The 16,714-nt window shown below is 26.8% G+C and carries 16 protein-coding genes; 11 read left to right on the top strand and 5 right to left on the bottom strand.

The annotated features are described in order from the left end of the window. Window positions 1–9: 9 nt before the first annotated feature. The 5 genes from D9T19_RS09945 to D9T19_RS09925 form a co-directional block, all read right to left on the bottom strand. On the bottom strand, window positions 10–234 hold the full coding sequence (locus D9T19_RS09945; protein ID WP_121628084.1) for a restriction endonuclease: 225 nt from the start codon (window positions 232–234) through the stop codon (window positions 10–12). 87 nt (window positions 235–321) lie between these two features. Beyond that, the gene (aat, locus tag D9T19_RS09940; RefSeq protein ID WP_121628083.1) at window positions 322–993 is read right to left on the bottom strand and encodes a leucyl/phenylalanyl-tRNA--protein transferase; all 672 of its coding nucleotides are present in this window, start codon (window positions 991–993) and stop codon (window positions 322–324) included. 82 nt (window positions 994–1,075) lie between these two features. Beyond that, window positions 1,076–1,843 (bottom strand): c-type cytochrome, encoded by a 768-nt coding sequence (locus D9T19_RS14775; RefSeq protein WP_121628082.1) that lies wholly within the window; start codon window positions 1,841–1,843, stop codon window positions 1,076–1,078. A 105-nt stretch (window positions 1,844–1,948) separates the two neighbouring features. Continuing rightward, the gene (clpA, locus tag D9T19_RS09930) at window positions 1,949–4,165 is read right to left on the bottom strand and encodes an ATP-dependent Clp protease ATP-binding subunit ClpA (protein WP_121628081.1); all 2,217 of its coding nucleotides are present in this window, start codon (window positions 4,163–4,165) and stop codon (window positions 1,949–1,951) included. A 1-nt stretch (window position 4,166) separates the two neighbouring features. Continuing rightward, window positions 4,167–4,466 (bottom strand): ATP-dependent Clp protease adaptor ClpS, encoded by a 300-nt coding sequence (locus D9T19_RS09925; protein ID WP_121628080.1) that lies wholly within the window; start codon window positions 4,464–4,466, stop codon window positions 4,167–4,169. A 185-nt stretch (window positions 4,467–4,651) separates the two neighbouring features. Between D9T19_RS09925 and D9T19_RS09920 the strand changes: the two genes are divergently transcribed. From D9T19_RS09920 to D9T19_RS09870, 11 genes are all read left to right on the top strand, one after another. Then, window positions 4,652–5,599: an AAA family ATPase gene (locus D9T19_RS09920; RefSeq protein WP_121628079.1), complete on the top strand. Its 948-nt coding sequence runs from the start codon at window positions 4,652–4,654 to the stop codon at window positions 5,597–5,599. 17 nt (window positions 5,600–5,616) lie between these two features. Beyond that, a complete protein-coding gene (locus D9T19_RS09915; protein ID WP_121628078.1) occupies window positions 5,617–6,447 on the top strand; it encodes a DUF58 domain-containing protein in 831 nt (276 codons plus the stop codon). 2 nt (window positions 6,448–6,449) lie between these two features. Further along, window positions 6,450–6,827, top strand: a complete 378-nt coding sequence (locus D9T19_RS09910) for a hypothetical protein (protein ID WP_121628077.1) — start codon at window positions 6,450–6,452, stop codon at window positions 6,825–6,827. Continuing rightward, the gene (locus D9T19_RS09905; RefSeq protein WP_121628076.1) at window positions 6,824–7,717 is read left to right on the top strand and encodes a vWA domain-containing protein; all 894 of its coding nucleotides are present in this window, start codon (window positions 6,824–6,826) and stop codon (window positions 7,715–7,717) included. Before D9T19_RS09910 ends, D9T19_RS09905 begins: the two co-directional genes overlap by 4 nt. 2 nt (window positions 7,718–7,719) lie before the next feature. Next, the gene (locus D9T19_RS09900; RefSeq protein ID WP_121628075.1) at window positions 7,720–8,664 is read left to right on the top strand and encodes a VWA domain-containing protein; all 945 of its coding nucleotides are present in this window, start codon (window positions 7,720–7,722) and stop codon (window positions 8,662–8,664) included. Continuing rightward, the gene (locus D9T19_RS09895; RefSeq protein WP_121628074.1) at window positions 8,661–9,446 is read left to right on the top strand and encodes a tetratricopeptide repeat protein; all 786 of its coding nucleotides are present in this window, start codon (window positions 8,661–8,663) and stop codon (window positions 9,444–9,446) included. Before D9T19_RS09900 ends, D9T19_RS09895 begins: the two co-directional genes overlap by 4 nt. Beyond that, window positions 9,427–10,950: a BatD family protein gene (locus D9T19_RS09890; protein WP_121628073.1), complete on the top strand. Its 1,524-nt coding sequence runs from the start codon at window positions 9,427–9,429 to the stop codon at window positions 10,948–10,950. The genes D9T19_RS09895 and D9T19_RS09890 overlap by 20 nt, the downstream gene beginning before the upstream one ends. A 90-nt stretch (window positions 10,951–11,040) precedes the next feature. Further along, a complete protein-coding gene (bioD, locus tag D9T19_RS09885; RefSeq protein WP_121628072.1) occupies window positions 11,041–11,649 on the top strand; it encodes a dethiobiotin synthase in 609 nt (202 codons plus the stop codon). Between the two features lie 306 nt (window positions 11,650–11,955). Beyond that, entirely contained in the window at window positions 11,956–13,086 is a 1,131-nt protein-coding gene (locus D9T19_RS09880; RefSeq protein ID WP_121628071.1) for an HpcH/HpaI aldolase/citrate lyase family protein, read from the top strand. A 15-nt stretch (window positions 13,087–13,101) separates the two neighbouring features. Beyond that, on the top strand, window positions 13,102–15,621 hold the full coding sequence (locus tag D9T19_RS09875) for an aldolase/citrate lyase family protein (RefSeq protein WP_121628070.1): 2,520 nt from the start codon (window positions 13,102–13,104) through the stop codon (window positions 15,619–15,621). A 10-nt stretch (window positions 15,622–15,631) separates the two neighbouring features. Then, window positions 15,632–16,690: a MaoC family dehydratase gene (locus tag D9T19_RS09870; protein WP_121628069.1), complete on the top strand. Its 1,059-nt coding sequence runs from the start codon at window positions 15,632–15,634 to the stop codon at window positions 16,688–16,690. Window positions 16,691–16,714: the final 24 nt, after the last annotated feature.

Genomic DNA, 16,714 nt, shown 5'->3' with positions numbered 1-16,714 from the left:
TAGATTAAATTATTTTTTTAGGTTTGTATCAATGATTTCTTTGGCTTTTGCAAGATCTTTTTGATCAATAGAAGCTATTTCAATATCTAATTTCTTCATTAAAACTTGTTTTGCTTTTATATCACTTGTTTTATTGATTTGGTCAACCAAACTAGTCACATTTGTAATTCCATTTGCAAATAAACTTACACTTGCTGCAATTGTTAATATTGCTAATTTTTGTCCTAATTTCATTTTTGATACTCCTTAAGTTTGAATGTATAGAAGTATAGAATAGAAGCGTTAGTTAAGTGTAAGTTTTCCCTTATATTCTTTATATTTTTAGAACTGTTTACAATTATGACTTGATTCTTTAACTAATTTTAAAAATCTTTCTCTTTTCATTCTTTTAGCACCTAAGGATTCTAAGTGTGAACTAGGGATTTGACAATCTATCATTTTAAAGCCATTAGTTCTAAGTCTTTGAACTAAATAATACAAGGCAACCTTTGAAGCATCATTTTTTTTAGCAAACATTGATTCACCACAAAATATATTACCTATATTAACTCCATACCCACCACCTACTAATTCATCTTCAAAGTAAGCTTCAAAAGAGTGAGCTAGCCCCATTTGATGAAGTTTTGTATAAGCTTCGATTACTTCAGGTAAAATCCACGTTCCTTTTTTATTTTCGCCTTCTCGTATTTTTTTACATTCTTTCATTACATTAACAAAATTTGTATCAAATCTAATTTCAAAAATATTCTTTTTTATTGTTTTATTTAAACTTTTTGAAACTTTAAATTCATCAAGTTCTAATACCAATCTAGGATTAGGACTCCACCAAAGAATAGGATCAGATTCATTGTACCAAGGGAAAATACCATTTAAATAAGCAGTCATAACTCTATTTGGATTTAAATCTCCGCCGTAGGCTAAAAGACCTTTATCATTTGCAAAGTTAGGATTTGGGAAAATATATGAGTTTTTATCTAGAGGATAGATATTCAAATATAGCCTTGTTTTTTCAAAGATTATATCTAAAAAGAAGTTTATATAAAGAAGGTAAAACCCTCTTTATAAATTTTATATATTATAAATTAGAAATAAATCCAGCTAATGCATCAATTTCAGCATCTGATTTAGTAGCTACTTGACCTTTCATCACGCCTTTCATAACTCCACCATATGAACCGTCTTTATAACCTTTTAAAGCAGTGATAAGTTTATCTTTATCCCAACCTTTAATAATTTGTGATTTACCTAAAGCAGGTTTTTCAGCATTTTGTCCATGACACGCAGCACAACTTGCAAATAATGCTTTTGCATTAATCGAAGGCTTAGCATCAGCAATTGTTGCAACAGCTTCAGTTTTTTTTACATCTTCAACTTTTTCAACTGCCTGTGCTTTTGTATCTTCTACTTTTTCAACTGTTTGAGTTGTTGTATCTTCAGTTGTTTTTTTAACTGAATCAATGATTCCAGTAACTTTAGTATTTACAACTTCTGAAGCATCACTTGCAACTTTTTTAGCTGTTTCTACTGTAGATGAAATAGCTTCACTTGCAGAATCTTTAGCCTCTTCCATTGTAGTAGTAGCAATAGCTTCTTTTGCTTTTTCCACCGTTGCAGTAGTGTTATCTACAACTTTACTTGTTGCATCACTTACTGTAGTTTTTAATTCACTCGCAGCTTTTGTTACAGTTTTACTAATATCTTTTGTAGCTTCGCTAATAACATTAGCTGTAGATTCAGTATTTACAACTTCAGTTTTTGCTACTTCTGTTGTAACTTTTTTATCTTCACCACAACCTGTTAATAGCAATACTGCAACCGCAGAACTTATTAAAATTTTCTTCATATGTTTTAGTCCTTTTATAAATAATTTTAAAGTGTACTTCCTTTAACTTAAGAAAGTAATTAATTTCCAAATATACTAGATTATAATTGTATAATAAATGTGTTTTTACACAATATATTCAAATATAAAGTCATCATTATAGTCTATATTAACAATTCCACCTTTTTTAAGTTTACCAAATAAAATTTCATCTGTTAAAACATTTTTAATTTTATCTGAAATTACTCTATTAAGAGGTCTTGCACCCATTGCTTTATCATAACCAATTGTTGCAAGTTCTTTTTTAGCTTTAGCTGTAATATTAATCTTAATATTTTTATCACTTAATTGCTCTTCTAAATCACTAATAAATTTAGCAACTACTTTAGTAACAATATCAATTGATAAACTTTCAAAAGAAACTACACTATCAAGTCTATTTCTAAACTCTGGTGCAAAGAATTTTGTAATAGCTTTATTTTCATTAAGATTATCATCTTTTGCAAATCCCATAACATTAGCTTCTGTTGCACCTAAGTTTGAAGTCATTACTAGTATTACATTTTGGAAGTCTGCTTTATTTCCAGCATTATCTGTTAATGATGCATTATCCATAACTTGTAGTAACACAGACATTAAATCAGGATGAGCTTTTTCAATTTCATCAAGTAATAAAACTGTATGAGGATGCTTTCTAATAGCTTCTGTTAATAATCCACCTTGCTCAAATCCTACATAACCAGCAGGTGCTCCAATAAGTCTAGAAATTGTATGAGCTTCCATATATTCACTCATATCAAATCTTTCAAAATGCACCCCAAGTTGTAATGATAATTCTTTTGCAACTTCAGTTTTACCAACACCTGTTGGTCCTGTAAACAGAAAAGATCCAATTGGTTTTTTATCTAGACCCAATCCTGCTTTATTTCTCTTAATTGATTGAACAATTGTAGTAATTGCAGAATCTTGACCATAAACTCTTTTTTGCATATTTTTTTCTAATGATTTTAATAAAGTCAAATCAGATTTAGTTGCAGATTTTGCAGGAATATGTGCCATTTTTGCAATTGTATCTTCTACATCAATTTGTGTAATAGTTATATTCTTTTTAGATTTTGTTTTAAGTGTTGACACTAAAGAAATTTTCTTTGAAGCTCCAACCTCATCAATAACATCAATTGCACAATCAGGTAAAAATCTATCTGTAATATATTTTTTACTTAACTCAACTGCACTTCTAATAGCTGATTTTGAGTATTTAATTCCATGGAAATCTTCATATTTAGATTTTAAACCATCTAAGATTAAAATAGAATCTTCAATTGAAGGCTCTTCAACATCAACTTTTGCAAATCTTCTGCTAAGAGCTTTATCTTTTGAAAAATCATTTCTATATTCAGCAAATGTAGTTGCTCCTATACATCTAAGTTTTCCATTTGAAAGCATTGGTTTTAAAATATTTGAAGCATCCATAGCAGAACCACCAACACTTCCTGCACCTACAATTGTATGTATTTCATCAATAAATAAAATTGCATTTGGAACTTTTATAACTTCTTGTAATAAAGATTTTAATTTCTTTTCAAAATCTCCTCTATATTTAGTCCCTGCAATCATAGAACCCATATCAAGTGAAAATACTTTTGCATCAAATAAAAACTCAGGTACTTTTTCTTGGGCAATTTGTAAGGCTAAACCTTCAGCTATTGCAGTTTTACCAACACCTGGTTCTCCTACTAAAATAGGATTATTCTTTTTTCTTCTACTTAAAATTTCAATTACTCTTGAAATCTCTTTTTCTCTACCAATTACAGGATCAATTTCACCCTTCTTAGCAACTGCTACTAATTCAGCTGAATTTTTATCTAATACCTTATTTTTCTTTTCTTCATTCTCATCTTCATATAAAGTTTCATCTTCTTCTTTATGTGAAATTTCCTCTAAGATATCAATTCTTTCAATACCAAGAGATTTTAAAAGATAAAGGGCATAAGACTTTTCATCTTTTAAAATAGCTACAAACATATCTTCTACATTTGCATTTCCTCTACCACTAGTTTGCATATGTGCAACCATATACTCAATAGTAGAAGTTAAGGAAATTGTTTCAATTGGTTCATCATCAATTCCCTCTGGTAACTTAGGCGTATTTTCATCTATATATTTTTTAGTATCTTCAAATAATTTATTATTATCAACTCCTAAATCTACAAATAAGTTTTCAATAGACTCATCATGTAATAACATTAAAAAAATATGCTCTAATGTTAAATATTCATGTTTACTATTTTTTGCATAACCTACTGCTTGGGAAAAAATACTTCTTAATTCTTTACTTATCATTTTATTCTTCTTCCATGACAGCTTTTAAAGGAAACCCTTTTTCTCTTGCCATACTTTTAACTTGTCCAACTTTTGTAGCTGCTATTTCATGTGTATAAATGCCACATATTTCTCTTCCATTATTATGTATATTTAACATAATAACCGATGATTCATCTAGACTTTTTCTAAAAACTTTTACTAATACATCAATAACAAAATCCATTGTTGAATAATCATCATTTAATAAAAAAACTTTATATTTTTTTGGTTCTTGTAAATCTAATTCATCATCTAATTGTATTTCTATTTCATTACTCACTTCAAACCTTTTAATTGTAATTACTTATTATAACAAAAAAGCAATAATAAAATAATCATATATTTATATTAACAAATTATTAATATACAATTATTTTATCATTAATTATTTATTTACATATAAAAACTATACTTCCATCTAATAAAAACAAGAAATAAAATCTAATTCAAATTAAAAGGTATAGAATGGATAACATAATATCTAATATTAAAAATGAAATGAAAAAAGTTATTGTAGGACAAGAAGAACTAATTGATTCTCTTCTAATTGGCTTAATTGCAAATGGGCATATTTTAGTAGAAGGTGTTCCTGGACTTGCTAAAACAACTGCTATTAATGCTCTTGCCCAAGCTTTAGGAATTGAATTTAAAAGAGTTCAGTTTACACCTGATTTACTTCCTAGTGATATTACAGGGACTGAAATTTATAATCCTAAAACTGGTGAATTTATTATAAAAAAAGGACCTGCTTTTACAAATCTTTTATTAGCTGATGAAATCAACAGAGCTCCTGCAAAAGTTCAAGCTGCACTTTTAGAAGTAATGCAAGAGCGACAAATCACTATTGCTGATGCTACATTTAAATCTCTTGATCCATTTTTAGTAATGGCTACAGAAAATCCAGTTGAACAAGAAGGGACATATAGACTACCAGAAGCACAACTTGATAGATTTATGCTAAAAGTACTTGTTGGATATAACACTTTAGAAGAAGAACTAGAAATTGTAAATCGTGTAGCAATTAAAGGTTTTGAACAAATCAAAAGTGTTGCAAGTATTGAGGATATAAAAAAGATGAAAGAATCTTTAAAAGATATTCATGTTGATGATGCAGTAAAAAACTATATGGCAAAATTAATCTTTGCAACAAGAAATCCAAAAGAGTATGGAGTTTCTGAAATATCTGAATATATAGAACATGGAGCAAGTCCAAGAGCTTCTATTGACTTATACAAAGCTAGTATTGCAATAGCAATGATTAGAGGAAAAGATTATGTAACACCTCTTGATATTTCTTATGTTATAAAAAGTGTATTAAGACATAGATTAATACTTAATTTCAAAGCAAGAGCAAATAATATTACTGCTGATTATATCATTGAAAAGATTTTAGAATCAATAAAAACTCCTTAAGTAAGAGGAAAATAACAATGTATGATAAAGCAAAAGAAATAACAATAAAAGCTAAAAGAAATATTTTCAATACAAATATTGGTTCACAATTAACATCTCTAAAAGGTGAAGGTTTAGATTTTAAAGAAATTAAAGAATATGCTTATGGCGATAATATTAAAAATATTAATTGGAAAGCAACAGCTAAAAGTAATGATTTGAAAGTAAATGTTTTTGATGAAACAAGACAATTAAATATAATTGTTGCTTTTATGATTAGTGGAAGTATGAAGTTTGGTTCTGTAAAGATTAAACAAGATATTGCAACAGAAATTATCGCCCTACTTGGCTTTTCTTCAGCAAGAAATAAAAATCTACTTTTCCCTATTTTTTACAGTAATAAAAATGAAATATTATATGAACCAACATTTGATGATTCAATTATCTATAAAGTTGTAAAAGATGCTTTGGAAATAGAATGTGTAAAAAAAGATGTTGATTATTCTGGCTTTTGTGAATATGTAAATACATTTATGAAACAACGTTCAATAATATTTGTTATTGGAGATTTTTATGGAAATGTTGATTTAAGTCAAATTTCTTATAACAATGATGTTTATGCTTTAAATGTAAGGGATAGATTAGAAGAATATCCTTTATTAAATGGTGAATATGATTTAGTCAATCCTAATACTTTTGAAAATAATGAATTTTATATTACAAAAAGTGTTGCAAATAAATATAAAAAACTTTTAGAAGAACAAGATAATAAACTCGAAGAACATTTTCTTCAACATCAAATTACTTATGGAAAAATATATACTGATGATGATATTTTTCTTAAACTCTTACAAATTATTAAAGGATAAAAATGGAAGGATTAAAAGATATAAAAGGTCTTGTTGAAGTTCCTGATTATTCTCTTTGGATTTTATTGTCTATAGTTATTTTTGTAATATTTTTCATAATCTTAATAATTTATCTTTACAAAAATAAAAGAAGAAGAAAGAAAAAACCAACTTTTGAACAAATTGCAAGAAAAAATCTAAAAGAGATTGATTTTAGCAATACAAAAAATACGGTTTATACTTTTAGTGAAAATTTCCAATATTTCATAAATGAAGAAAATAAAGAAGTATTTAAAAAATTACAAAAAGAACTTGAAGCCTATAAATATAAAAAAGATATAGATGAACTTCCTATTAAACTTGAAGGAAATATCAAAGAACTAATAAAGGAGATTAAATGATTTTTGAAAATTATACATTTGAATATCCTTATGCATTTTTGATTTTAATACTATTTTATTTATGTTTGAAATTTTGTAAAGCAAAAGGAATCTCTTTTTATTTTCCTAACTTAGCTTTACTACAACAAGCTTCAAGAAAATCTATGCTTTTAATAAATAGTTTAAAATTCTTAACTATTTTATTTTTAATTATTGCATTAGCTTCACCAATCAAAGAAGATAATGTTGTTGTTAGAAATGATAAAGGTTATGAAATATCACTTATTTTAGATGCAAGTGGTTCAATGCAAGAAGCGAATAAATTCAATATCGTAAAAGATATTGTTACAGATTTTGTAAATAAAAGAGAAAATGATCGCTTAGGTTTAAGTATTTTTGCAGATTTTGCATACGTAGCAATTCCATTAACATATGATAAGAATAGTATAAAAAGATTACTAAGTAAAATAGATGTTGGAATTGCAGGACGTCAAAGAACAGCTTTAAATGAAGCACTTTTTTTAAGTTCAAATTTATTTAAAACAAGTAAATCAAAAAACAAAATTGCAATATTATTAACAGATGGAATGGATAATACAAATACAATTCCCCTAAAAGTAGCAATAAAAACTGCTAAAAAATACGGAATCAAAGTTTATACTATTGGAGTTGGCTCTGTTGGTGATTTTAATCCAGCAGTATTAAAAGAAATTTCAAGTCAAACAAATGCGAAATTTTTTCACGCAAATACAATTCAAGGTTTAAAAGATATTTATTCAACAATTAATAAATTAGAAAAAAGTGAAATAAAAGCTGATAAATATGTAAAGAAAACATATTTTTATCAATATTTCTTAGCTTTTGCTCTTTTGTTTTTCCTAGCATATTTTTATATAGTAAATAAGGAGTAAGGATGTTTTATTTTAAAAATATTGAGTTTTTATATTTACTTCTTTTGTTGATACCATTAATCTATTTAATAAGACAAAAAAAAGATTTTGTTTTAGGACAATTTTCTAAAGAAGTATTTGACAAAATTGAATTTAAAAATAATAGATTTTCAAAAAAGACAAGAGCTATTATATTGATTTGTTCTTTTTCTTTTATTGTCCTTGCATTTGCAAGACCTATTATCAATAATGGTGAAATAAAAATAAAATCAAGTTTTGTAAATATGTTAGTTGCTGTTGATATTTCAAAATCTATGATGATAAATGATGTTTATCCAAGTAGATTTGAATTTGAGAAAAATAAACTTTTTTCATTTTTAGATGAATTAAAAAATATAAGAGTTGGACTTGTAGGATTTAGTTCTCAAACATTTTTAATTTCACCTTTAACTGAGGATTTTAATTCTTTAAAATTTTTGGTTAAAAATTTAAGCTTTGATTATTTAAATCTAAAAGGAACAAATATTAACTCTGTACTAGAAGTTACAAATGACCTTTTAAAAGATGAAAAAAATAAAATACTATTAATCTTTACAGATGGTGGAAATAAAAAAAAGTTTGATGAAGAAATAGCTTATGCAAAAACACATAATATCAATGTTTATATTTATAATATCGGAACTAAAAAAGGTGGAATTATAAAAGATGATAATGGAAATGCAGTTTTAGTAAAAATAAATGAAGATATTAAAAAATTAGCTCTAAATACAAATGGAGCTTATATGGAACAGTCATTAAATCAAGATGATATTAAACAATTAAGCGAAGTAATAAACAATAATTACAAAGCAAGTACACAAAGTGAAGATGTTATCAAAGATCAAAAAGAGTTGTTTTTTTATCCATTGATAATAGCAATAATCCTATTTTTTATGGGAATTTTTTCACTTCCTAGGAGAAAATCATGAAAATATTTATAGTTTTATTTTGTATTTTGGTTTCTTTCTTACAAGCTTCAATATTTGATTTTAAACATTTAGATGATGCTAAAAAAGCTTATGAAAATAAAGATTATGAAAAAGCAGCCAATTCCTTTTCTAAAATACAAAAGGATGAATCTAAATTTAATGAAGCAGATTCTTTATATAAAGCAAAAAAATATAAAGAAGCCCTAGAAGCTTATTCTTCAATTTCAAATAAAATTTTAGAGTTTGACAAGCTTTATAATATGGGAAATACCTACGCTAATTTAAAAAATAACAAAAAGGCTATTGAGAGTTATGAAAAAGCTTTAAAAATAAAAGATGATAAAGATGCTAAATATAACTTGGAACTTTTGAAGAAAAAACAAAAAGAACAAAATAAAGAACAAAATAAAGATCAAGATAAAAAGAAAGACAACAAAAATCAAGATAAAAAGAAAGACAACAAAAATCAAGATAAAAAAGATAATAAGAAGGATAAAAAACAACAGAACGATAAACAAGATAAACAGAATAGTCAAAATCAAAATGAAAAAAACAAAGAGAAACAACAAGATAAAAAGAAACAAGATGAGCAACAAAAACAAAACAAAGAAAACAAAGCTCAAAATATAAAAGAAAATAAAGATAAAAATGTATCTAATAAAAAACAAGAAATTAGTAATATGGAAGAAAGAAAGTGGCAAAAACTTCTAAACGATAGAAAAATAAATACACTTTTAATTCCCTTATCAAAAGGAGATAATAATGAAAAACAACCTTGGTAAAATATTTATACTTACTATACTTTTTATAACAGGATTATTTGCAAATGTTAAATTAACTCTTAATACTCCAGCAATTTATGAAGGTGAACTAGCTAGTTTTACAATTACATCAGATATTGATGATACAACTTTCCCACAAATAAATACAATAGGTAATTATAATATTCTAAATAGAGCTTCATCTACATCAAGAACATATATAAATGGTAATTATTCAAAGAAAGTATCTTATACATATAGTTTTGCTCCAAAAGAAGATGTTATTATCCCACCTTTTAAAATAAAAGCCGATGGAAAAGTTTATGAAACAAGAGTAGCAAAAATATCAGTAATAAAAGCTAATGCCAGCAAAGATGGTGAGGATTTTGTATTAGAAATTAAAGCAGATAAAAAAGAAGTAAAAGTGGGAGAATCAATTAACTTAGATGTAGTATTTAAGTATAAACTAGATTCAAGAATTGATAAACTTCAAATGAATGAACCAAAACTTGAGAATTTTTGGATAAAAAAAGTAGGTGAAGCAGATAAAAGTAGTGAAAATGATTATATTGTATTTACACAAAAATATATTTTATTTCCTCAAAAAGCAGGAGAGTATGACCTTAATTCAATAGAAGCAGATGTTGGAAAACAAATAAAAAGAAGAATTTCAAATGATTTTATGAATGATTCTTTTTTTAATGACCCATTCTTTGATGCAGTTACAAATAGAATATCATGGCAAAAAGTTTATTCAAATAGCTTACATCTAGTGGTTAAACCCTTACCTAATAATCTTGAACTTTTTGGTGATTATACCTTAGAAACAAGTGTTGATAAAAATGAAGTTAATGCAGATCAACCAGTTAATCTTAGTATTAATATAAAAGGTGTTGGAAATATTGATGATATACAAAAATATACTCTAAATATTGATAATGTAGTAACTTATGCAGAAGAGCCAAAAATCAGTTCAAGTTTTGAAGGAAATGAATACAAAGGTACTTTTTCTCAAAAAATAGCCTTTGTCTCACAAAGTGATTATACAATTCCAGAACTTACTCTAACTTATTTTGATAAAAATACAAAACAAGTAAAAACTATTCATTCACAAGCAATAAATATAAAAGTAAATAATAGTAATCAAAATAGCTCAAAAGTAAAAATTGAAACTTCAAATAATATTCCAAAAGTTTCAAGTAATACTAATGTTCAAGATGTAGAAAAAGATAAAACTACAAAATATATAATTCTAGCTATTTGTATTTTACTTGTAGGATTAGCCTTATTTATATTTTTTACTAAGAAAAAAACAGATAAAAAAGTAGAAAAAAATATTATAAGATTAATTAAAAAAGCAAAAAATGATAAAGAATTATTTGAGCTATTATTACCATATAGTAAAAAAAATAAACTTATTGAAGATATTCAAAATCAACTTGAAGAGAATCTTTATAAAAATGCAAAAAATAAAATTGATAAAAAAGCCCTAATTGCTTTTTTTGAAGATGAAGAAGCAGAGTAAGCTTTTGCTTACTTTGCTTTATAAATATTAAACTATTAAATTTTATTCCTTCTTAGTTATAATCCCACAAATTAAAAACAAAGAGGAAATATGAAAAAGAATCTATTTGTAAGTGCAACAAATACGGATGTAGGAAAAACCTTTGCTTGTGGAAAACTCTTAGAACATTATGCTAAAAAAGGTTTCAAAGTTGGTTATTTTAAACCCTTTGAAACAGGAGTTGTAAATTTTCCACTTGATGGCACAAAAATGCTAAATTTAGTAAAAACACTAAATCCTTCTTTTAATGTAACAATCAATGATGTCGTACCTTATCAATTTAAACTTCCAGCTGCACCTTATGTAGCAAAAGGTGAAACAATAATAGATATAGAATTTATAAAAGAAAAAAAGAAATATTTAGAACAATTTTGTGATGTTCTAATAATTGAAGGAGCAGGAGGATTAATGGTTCCACTTGAAAAAGATTTATTTATCATTGATTTAATAAAAAAATTAGAATGTAAAGCTATTTTAATCACTTCTTCAAAACTTGGAGGAATAAATGATACTCTACTTTCAATAGAAGCTCTTAAAAATAGAAATATTGATTTTGAATTTTATATTAATTTATATCAAGATAAAGATAGCTTCAAAAAGGTATCAGAACCATTTTTAAAAGAGCATTTTAAAACACTCAATTTTTTACAAGATTTATAAAAAAGTAGTAAAATTTCGAAAAAATTTCGAAATTTACAACTTTTTCTTCTTTTTATAAGTTCATTTTATTACATTTTTTACACCTTTTTTACATAATTTAACCATTTTTTTAAGTTTACTTTCCCTAACTAAAGGGATTCAATAGAGTTTTTTAAATTTAAGCTTAAGTAAAAACACTATTTTTTTTTACATAAAAACAATTCATTTTAAATGGTGTATAACTTTCACATCAGTTTTATTCTATATACTTATATAGTTAGAAACAGTAACAAAAAAAATTAATATAAAAAGAAAGGTAGATAAAAAATGACTTCTGCAATAGATTTATCTAAATTAACAGCAAACGATGATTTGACACCAGTTCTTGGTGGATACTGGCCTGGTATTCAGATTTATTACCCACCAATTAAATTCAATCCACTTGATGGTACATATGAAAGTATGGAGCAAGCTAAATTGAGATTACAAAAACATGCTTATAAAACAAAAGCACATACTGTACTTTTTGATTTAGAAGATGGTTGTAGACAAAAAGCTATGTCAAGAGAATTATTAATCCAAGAACTTCCAAAGTTTCCTGAGAGAAATTTTCAAATAGCAGTAAGAATAAATCCTTTCAGAACAGACGAATATGAAGAAGATTTAAAAATGTTAAAACAAATTCATAAATACATTGATGTAATTGTTTTAGCAAAAGCTGGAGAAGTTTATGGATCTGCTGAAATCAGAGATTTATCTTCTTGGTTAGTATCAATTGGTAGTGATTTAACAATTCAACCAATTATTGAGCATCCAAAATCTCTTCAAATTGCTGATAGATTAATGGATCATGCAACTGTTAAACATGTTGTATTTGGAATCCATGATTTCTCTAAAGCAATGGCTTATAAAATCACACCTGAAGGTTGGATTAATGAGTTAGAAACATTCTTTAATATGCTTACAATGGAAGCTAGAGTTAAAGGTGCTGGAGTTATTGGTGGAGTTGAAGTTATGTTAACACCACACTCATTACCTGATCATTGTGTTGAGAAAAAAGACATTAGAAGATGGTTAGATTTACATGGTGATGATGCATCTAGACATGTTTATTCTCATGCAAAAAGAGAAAATGCAATGGGATTAACAGGTAAACAAGTTATTACACCAAATCATATTAATGTTTGTAAAGTTGCATTTACACCAAGTCCTAAAGAACTTGAACATGATATTACAGTATTAAAATTAGCAATAGAAACTGATGCTTTATTAAGTGGAGCTATTAGATATAAAGGTGAGATGTTAGATCCACCAATGTTTGGAAAAGCACTACAAAATATTTTAAGAGCATATGCACTTAGAAGTTTAAGTAAAGAAGATGAGATATTTGCATTATCGGTATTAAATAGAATGCCTGTACATACATTTAAAGAAAACTGGCCATACGGTCAAATTTAATAAGGAGTTATAACAATGAGTTCAAATGTAACAATTGAAGTACCTGAATACTTAAATATTGGTGTTGCTTGTACATCTAAACATGTAGGAACAGCTAAGGAAAATAGTACTGCCATGATCATCGAAGATGATAAATTAGGTACAGATGAAATAACATATAAAGAATTAGCACAAAAATCTGATCAAATTTGTAACTTCTTAACAGGATTAGGATTTGAGCCAAGAGATAGAGTTTTAGTATGTTTAAAAAACTCACTTGCTTACCCTATTTCATTTTTTGGAGCAATTAAAGCTGGTATTATTGCAGTACCAACTTCAACACTATTATCAGGTTCAGAAGTTAAATATTTAGCTGAAGATTCTCAAGCAAGTGCTATTGTATTATCTGCAAGTATGTATGATAATTTATTACCTTACTTAGAAAATCACGATAACTTAAAAACAATTATTGTTGCTGGAATTGATTCTACAGAAGGATTAAATATTCCAAAAGATATGAATGTTTATTCTTTTTCTGAAATATTAAAAGATACAGATACAACAGCTAATCATTATAAATCAAAATCAGGTGAACCTGCATATTTAGTATATACTTCAGGAACAACTGGTTATCCAAAAGGTGTATTACATTCACATAGATCACTTGTTGGAAGAACTCCTGCAACTGAATATTGGTTTAACTTCCAAGAAAATGACAGAATTATGCATTCTGGTAAATTTAACTGGACTTATGTATTAGGTTCTGCATTAATGGATCCATTATATAATGGTCATACAGTTATCGCTTATGAAGGTGCTAATCATGCTGGAACATGGATTGAATTAATTAAAAAACATAAATGTACTATCTTTATTGGAGTACCTACAATTTATAGACAAATTATTCAAAAAACTGAATTCGGTGCTGCTGATTGTCCATCATTAAGATATTGTATGTCTGCTGGTGAGCATTTATCTGATGAAATGATTGGTTTATGGAGAGATAGATTTAAACAAGATATTTATGAAGCAATTGGAATGAGTGAGTGTTCTTACTATATTTCACATTCAATTAATAACCCAATTAGACCTGGATCTGCTGGATTTGTACAACCAGGACATACTGTAAAATTATTAAACCCTGATACACTTAAAGAAGTTGGTGTTGAAGAAGAAGGTATGATTTGTATAGGTGAAGATGATCCAGGTTTATTCTTAGAATATTGGCAATTAGAAGAAGAAACAAGAGAAGCTAAACATAATGGTTATTTCTTTACAGGTGATTACGCTAAAAAAGATAAAGATGGTTATATTTGGTTCATTGGTAGAAAAGATGATATTATTAATACATTTGGATTTAGAGTATCTCCACATGAAATTGAAAGAGTTGTAAAAACTCATCCTTTAGTAGCTGATTGTGTTGCTTTTGGTTTAGAAATTGGAAAAGATAAAGTACTTGTAGCAATTGCTGTAATTGGACATGAAGAATTAACAAAAGACCAAGAAGCTGAAGTATTAGCATTTTCACAAGCAAATCTTGCTAGATATAAAGCACCAAAAACTATTTTTGGAATGAAAGATTATCCAAGAACAAAAAATGGTAAAGTTCTAAGAAAACAATTAGTTAAAAATTTACATGAAGTATATCATGCAAGAGTAACTGGTGAAAAAATTAAAGAATATAAAGCTAGAAGATCTATGTTATTTGTACCTTCTTATAATAAACATAATGTAGAAAAAGCAAAATCTGTTTTAGCTGATTCTGTTATTTTTGAATTAGAAGCTATTTTACAAGAACAAAGACAACCAGCTAGAGATACAATTAGAGCAGTTTATAAAGAGAGTGGTTCTAAATTTGGAGATTCTGAACGAATTCTAAGAATTAATAACTTAGGAAGTGAAGATATAGTAAAAGATTTAGAATTAGCTAAAGAGTTAGAACTTGATGGATTATTATTCTCTAAAATTGAAACAAAAGAAGATGTTTTAGAAGCTGTAAAATTAATAGATGAAGTTGATCCAAAATTATCTTTAATGATTATGATTGAAACACCATTAGCTGTATTAAACGCTCATCAAATTTGTGAAGCAAGTTCAAGAGTAGAAGTTGTAGTTGTTGGTTCAAATAAACTAGCAAATAGACTTCAAATTGATATTAAAAAAGGTTCTAAAGCAATGTTTAATTACCTTTCACAAATTGCACTTGCTGCAAAAGCGTATGGTAAAACTGTTATTGATGGACCACACTTCGATGTTAATGATGAATTCGCTTGTGAAGATTCAACTAAAGATGCCTTTAACTTAGGATTTGATGGTAAATCATTAATTCACCCAGTTCAAATTGAATATATCAATGATATTTTCACACCAAAACAATCTGAAGTTGAAGACTTTGAAGAGATGATTGCTTCTTATGAAAAAGCAAATAAAGAAGGAAAAGAAGTAATCTTACATAATGATAAATTAGTAGATTCTTCAAAAATTAAATGGGCTAAAAAAATGATTACATTATATGAAACATATAAATCATTAGGTCAAAACCTATTTAATAAATAAGGAGAGTTAAGTGTCTAAAATTAACGTTGGAAATTTTTTCGAAGATTTTTCAATTAGTCAAAAAATTATTCATCCACTTCCTCGAACAATTAGTGAGGGTGATGTATCTTTATACATTGCCTTTACTGGTTCTAGATTTGCATTACATTCATCGGATGTTGTTGCAAAAGAAATGGGTTATAGTAAAAAACCAATTGATGATACATTAATGTTTCATCTTACATTTGGAAAATCAGTACAAGATATATCTTTAAATGCAATTGCTAACTTAGGTTATGCAGAAATGTCATTTCCTACTCCTGTTTATGTAGGAGATACTGTTTCTATGACATCTACAGTTATTGGATTAAAAGAGAATTCAAGTGGAAAAAGTGGAGTTGTTTATGTACACTCTGTTGGTTATAATCAAAATAATGAAGAAGTATTAAACTTCAAAAGATGGGTTATGGTTCACAAAAAAGATAAGGAAACTAAATCAGCTATTAATGAAGTTCCTTCTTTTGCTAAAACTACACCTATTTTAGATACTATTAATCTTCCTCAAATCAAGTGTGTAAATACTGATTATACTGGTGGAAAATATTTCTTTGAAGATTATGAAGCTGGTGAAAGATTAAATCATCCAGAAGGTATTACAGTTGACAATAGTGATCATACATTAGCAACTAAGTTATACCAAAATAATGCAAAAGTACATTTCAATGACCATATGATGAAAAGTTCACCAATGGGTCAAAGACTTATGTATGGTGGAATTGTTATTTCAATGGCAAGAGCATTATCATTTAATGGTTTACAAAATGCACAATGGATATATGCAATAAATAGTGGAGCGCATGCTAACCCTACTTATGCAGGGGATACAATTTATGCTTATACTGAAGTTATTGAAACTATTGATCATAAAAGAGAAGATATTGGATTATTGCGATTAAGAACAATTGCGATTAAAAATCAAAAATCTGATGAGATAACTAATCCAAAAGATGAAAATGGTAAGTACTTAAAAAATGTAGTACTTGATTTAGATTATACTGTTGTTATTCCAAAAAGAAAAACAGCTAAATAATTATAAGACAAAAAATATAAATTA

This window comes from Poseidonibacter antarcticus (genome assembly GCF_003667345.1).
In the GTDB taxonomy this organism is placed as follows: domain Bacteria; phylum Campylobacterota; class Campylobacteria; order Campylobacterales; family Arcobacteraceae; genus Poseidonibacter; species Poseidonibacter antarcticus.
Note: the sequence above shows the minus strand (reverse complement) of the source record. Positions and strands in the feature narration are given on the sequence as shown.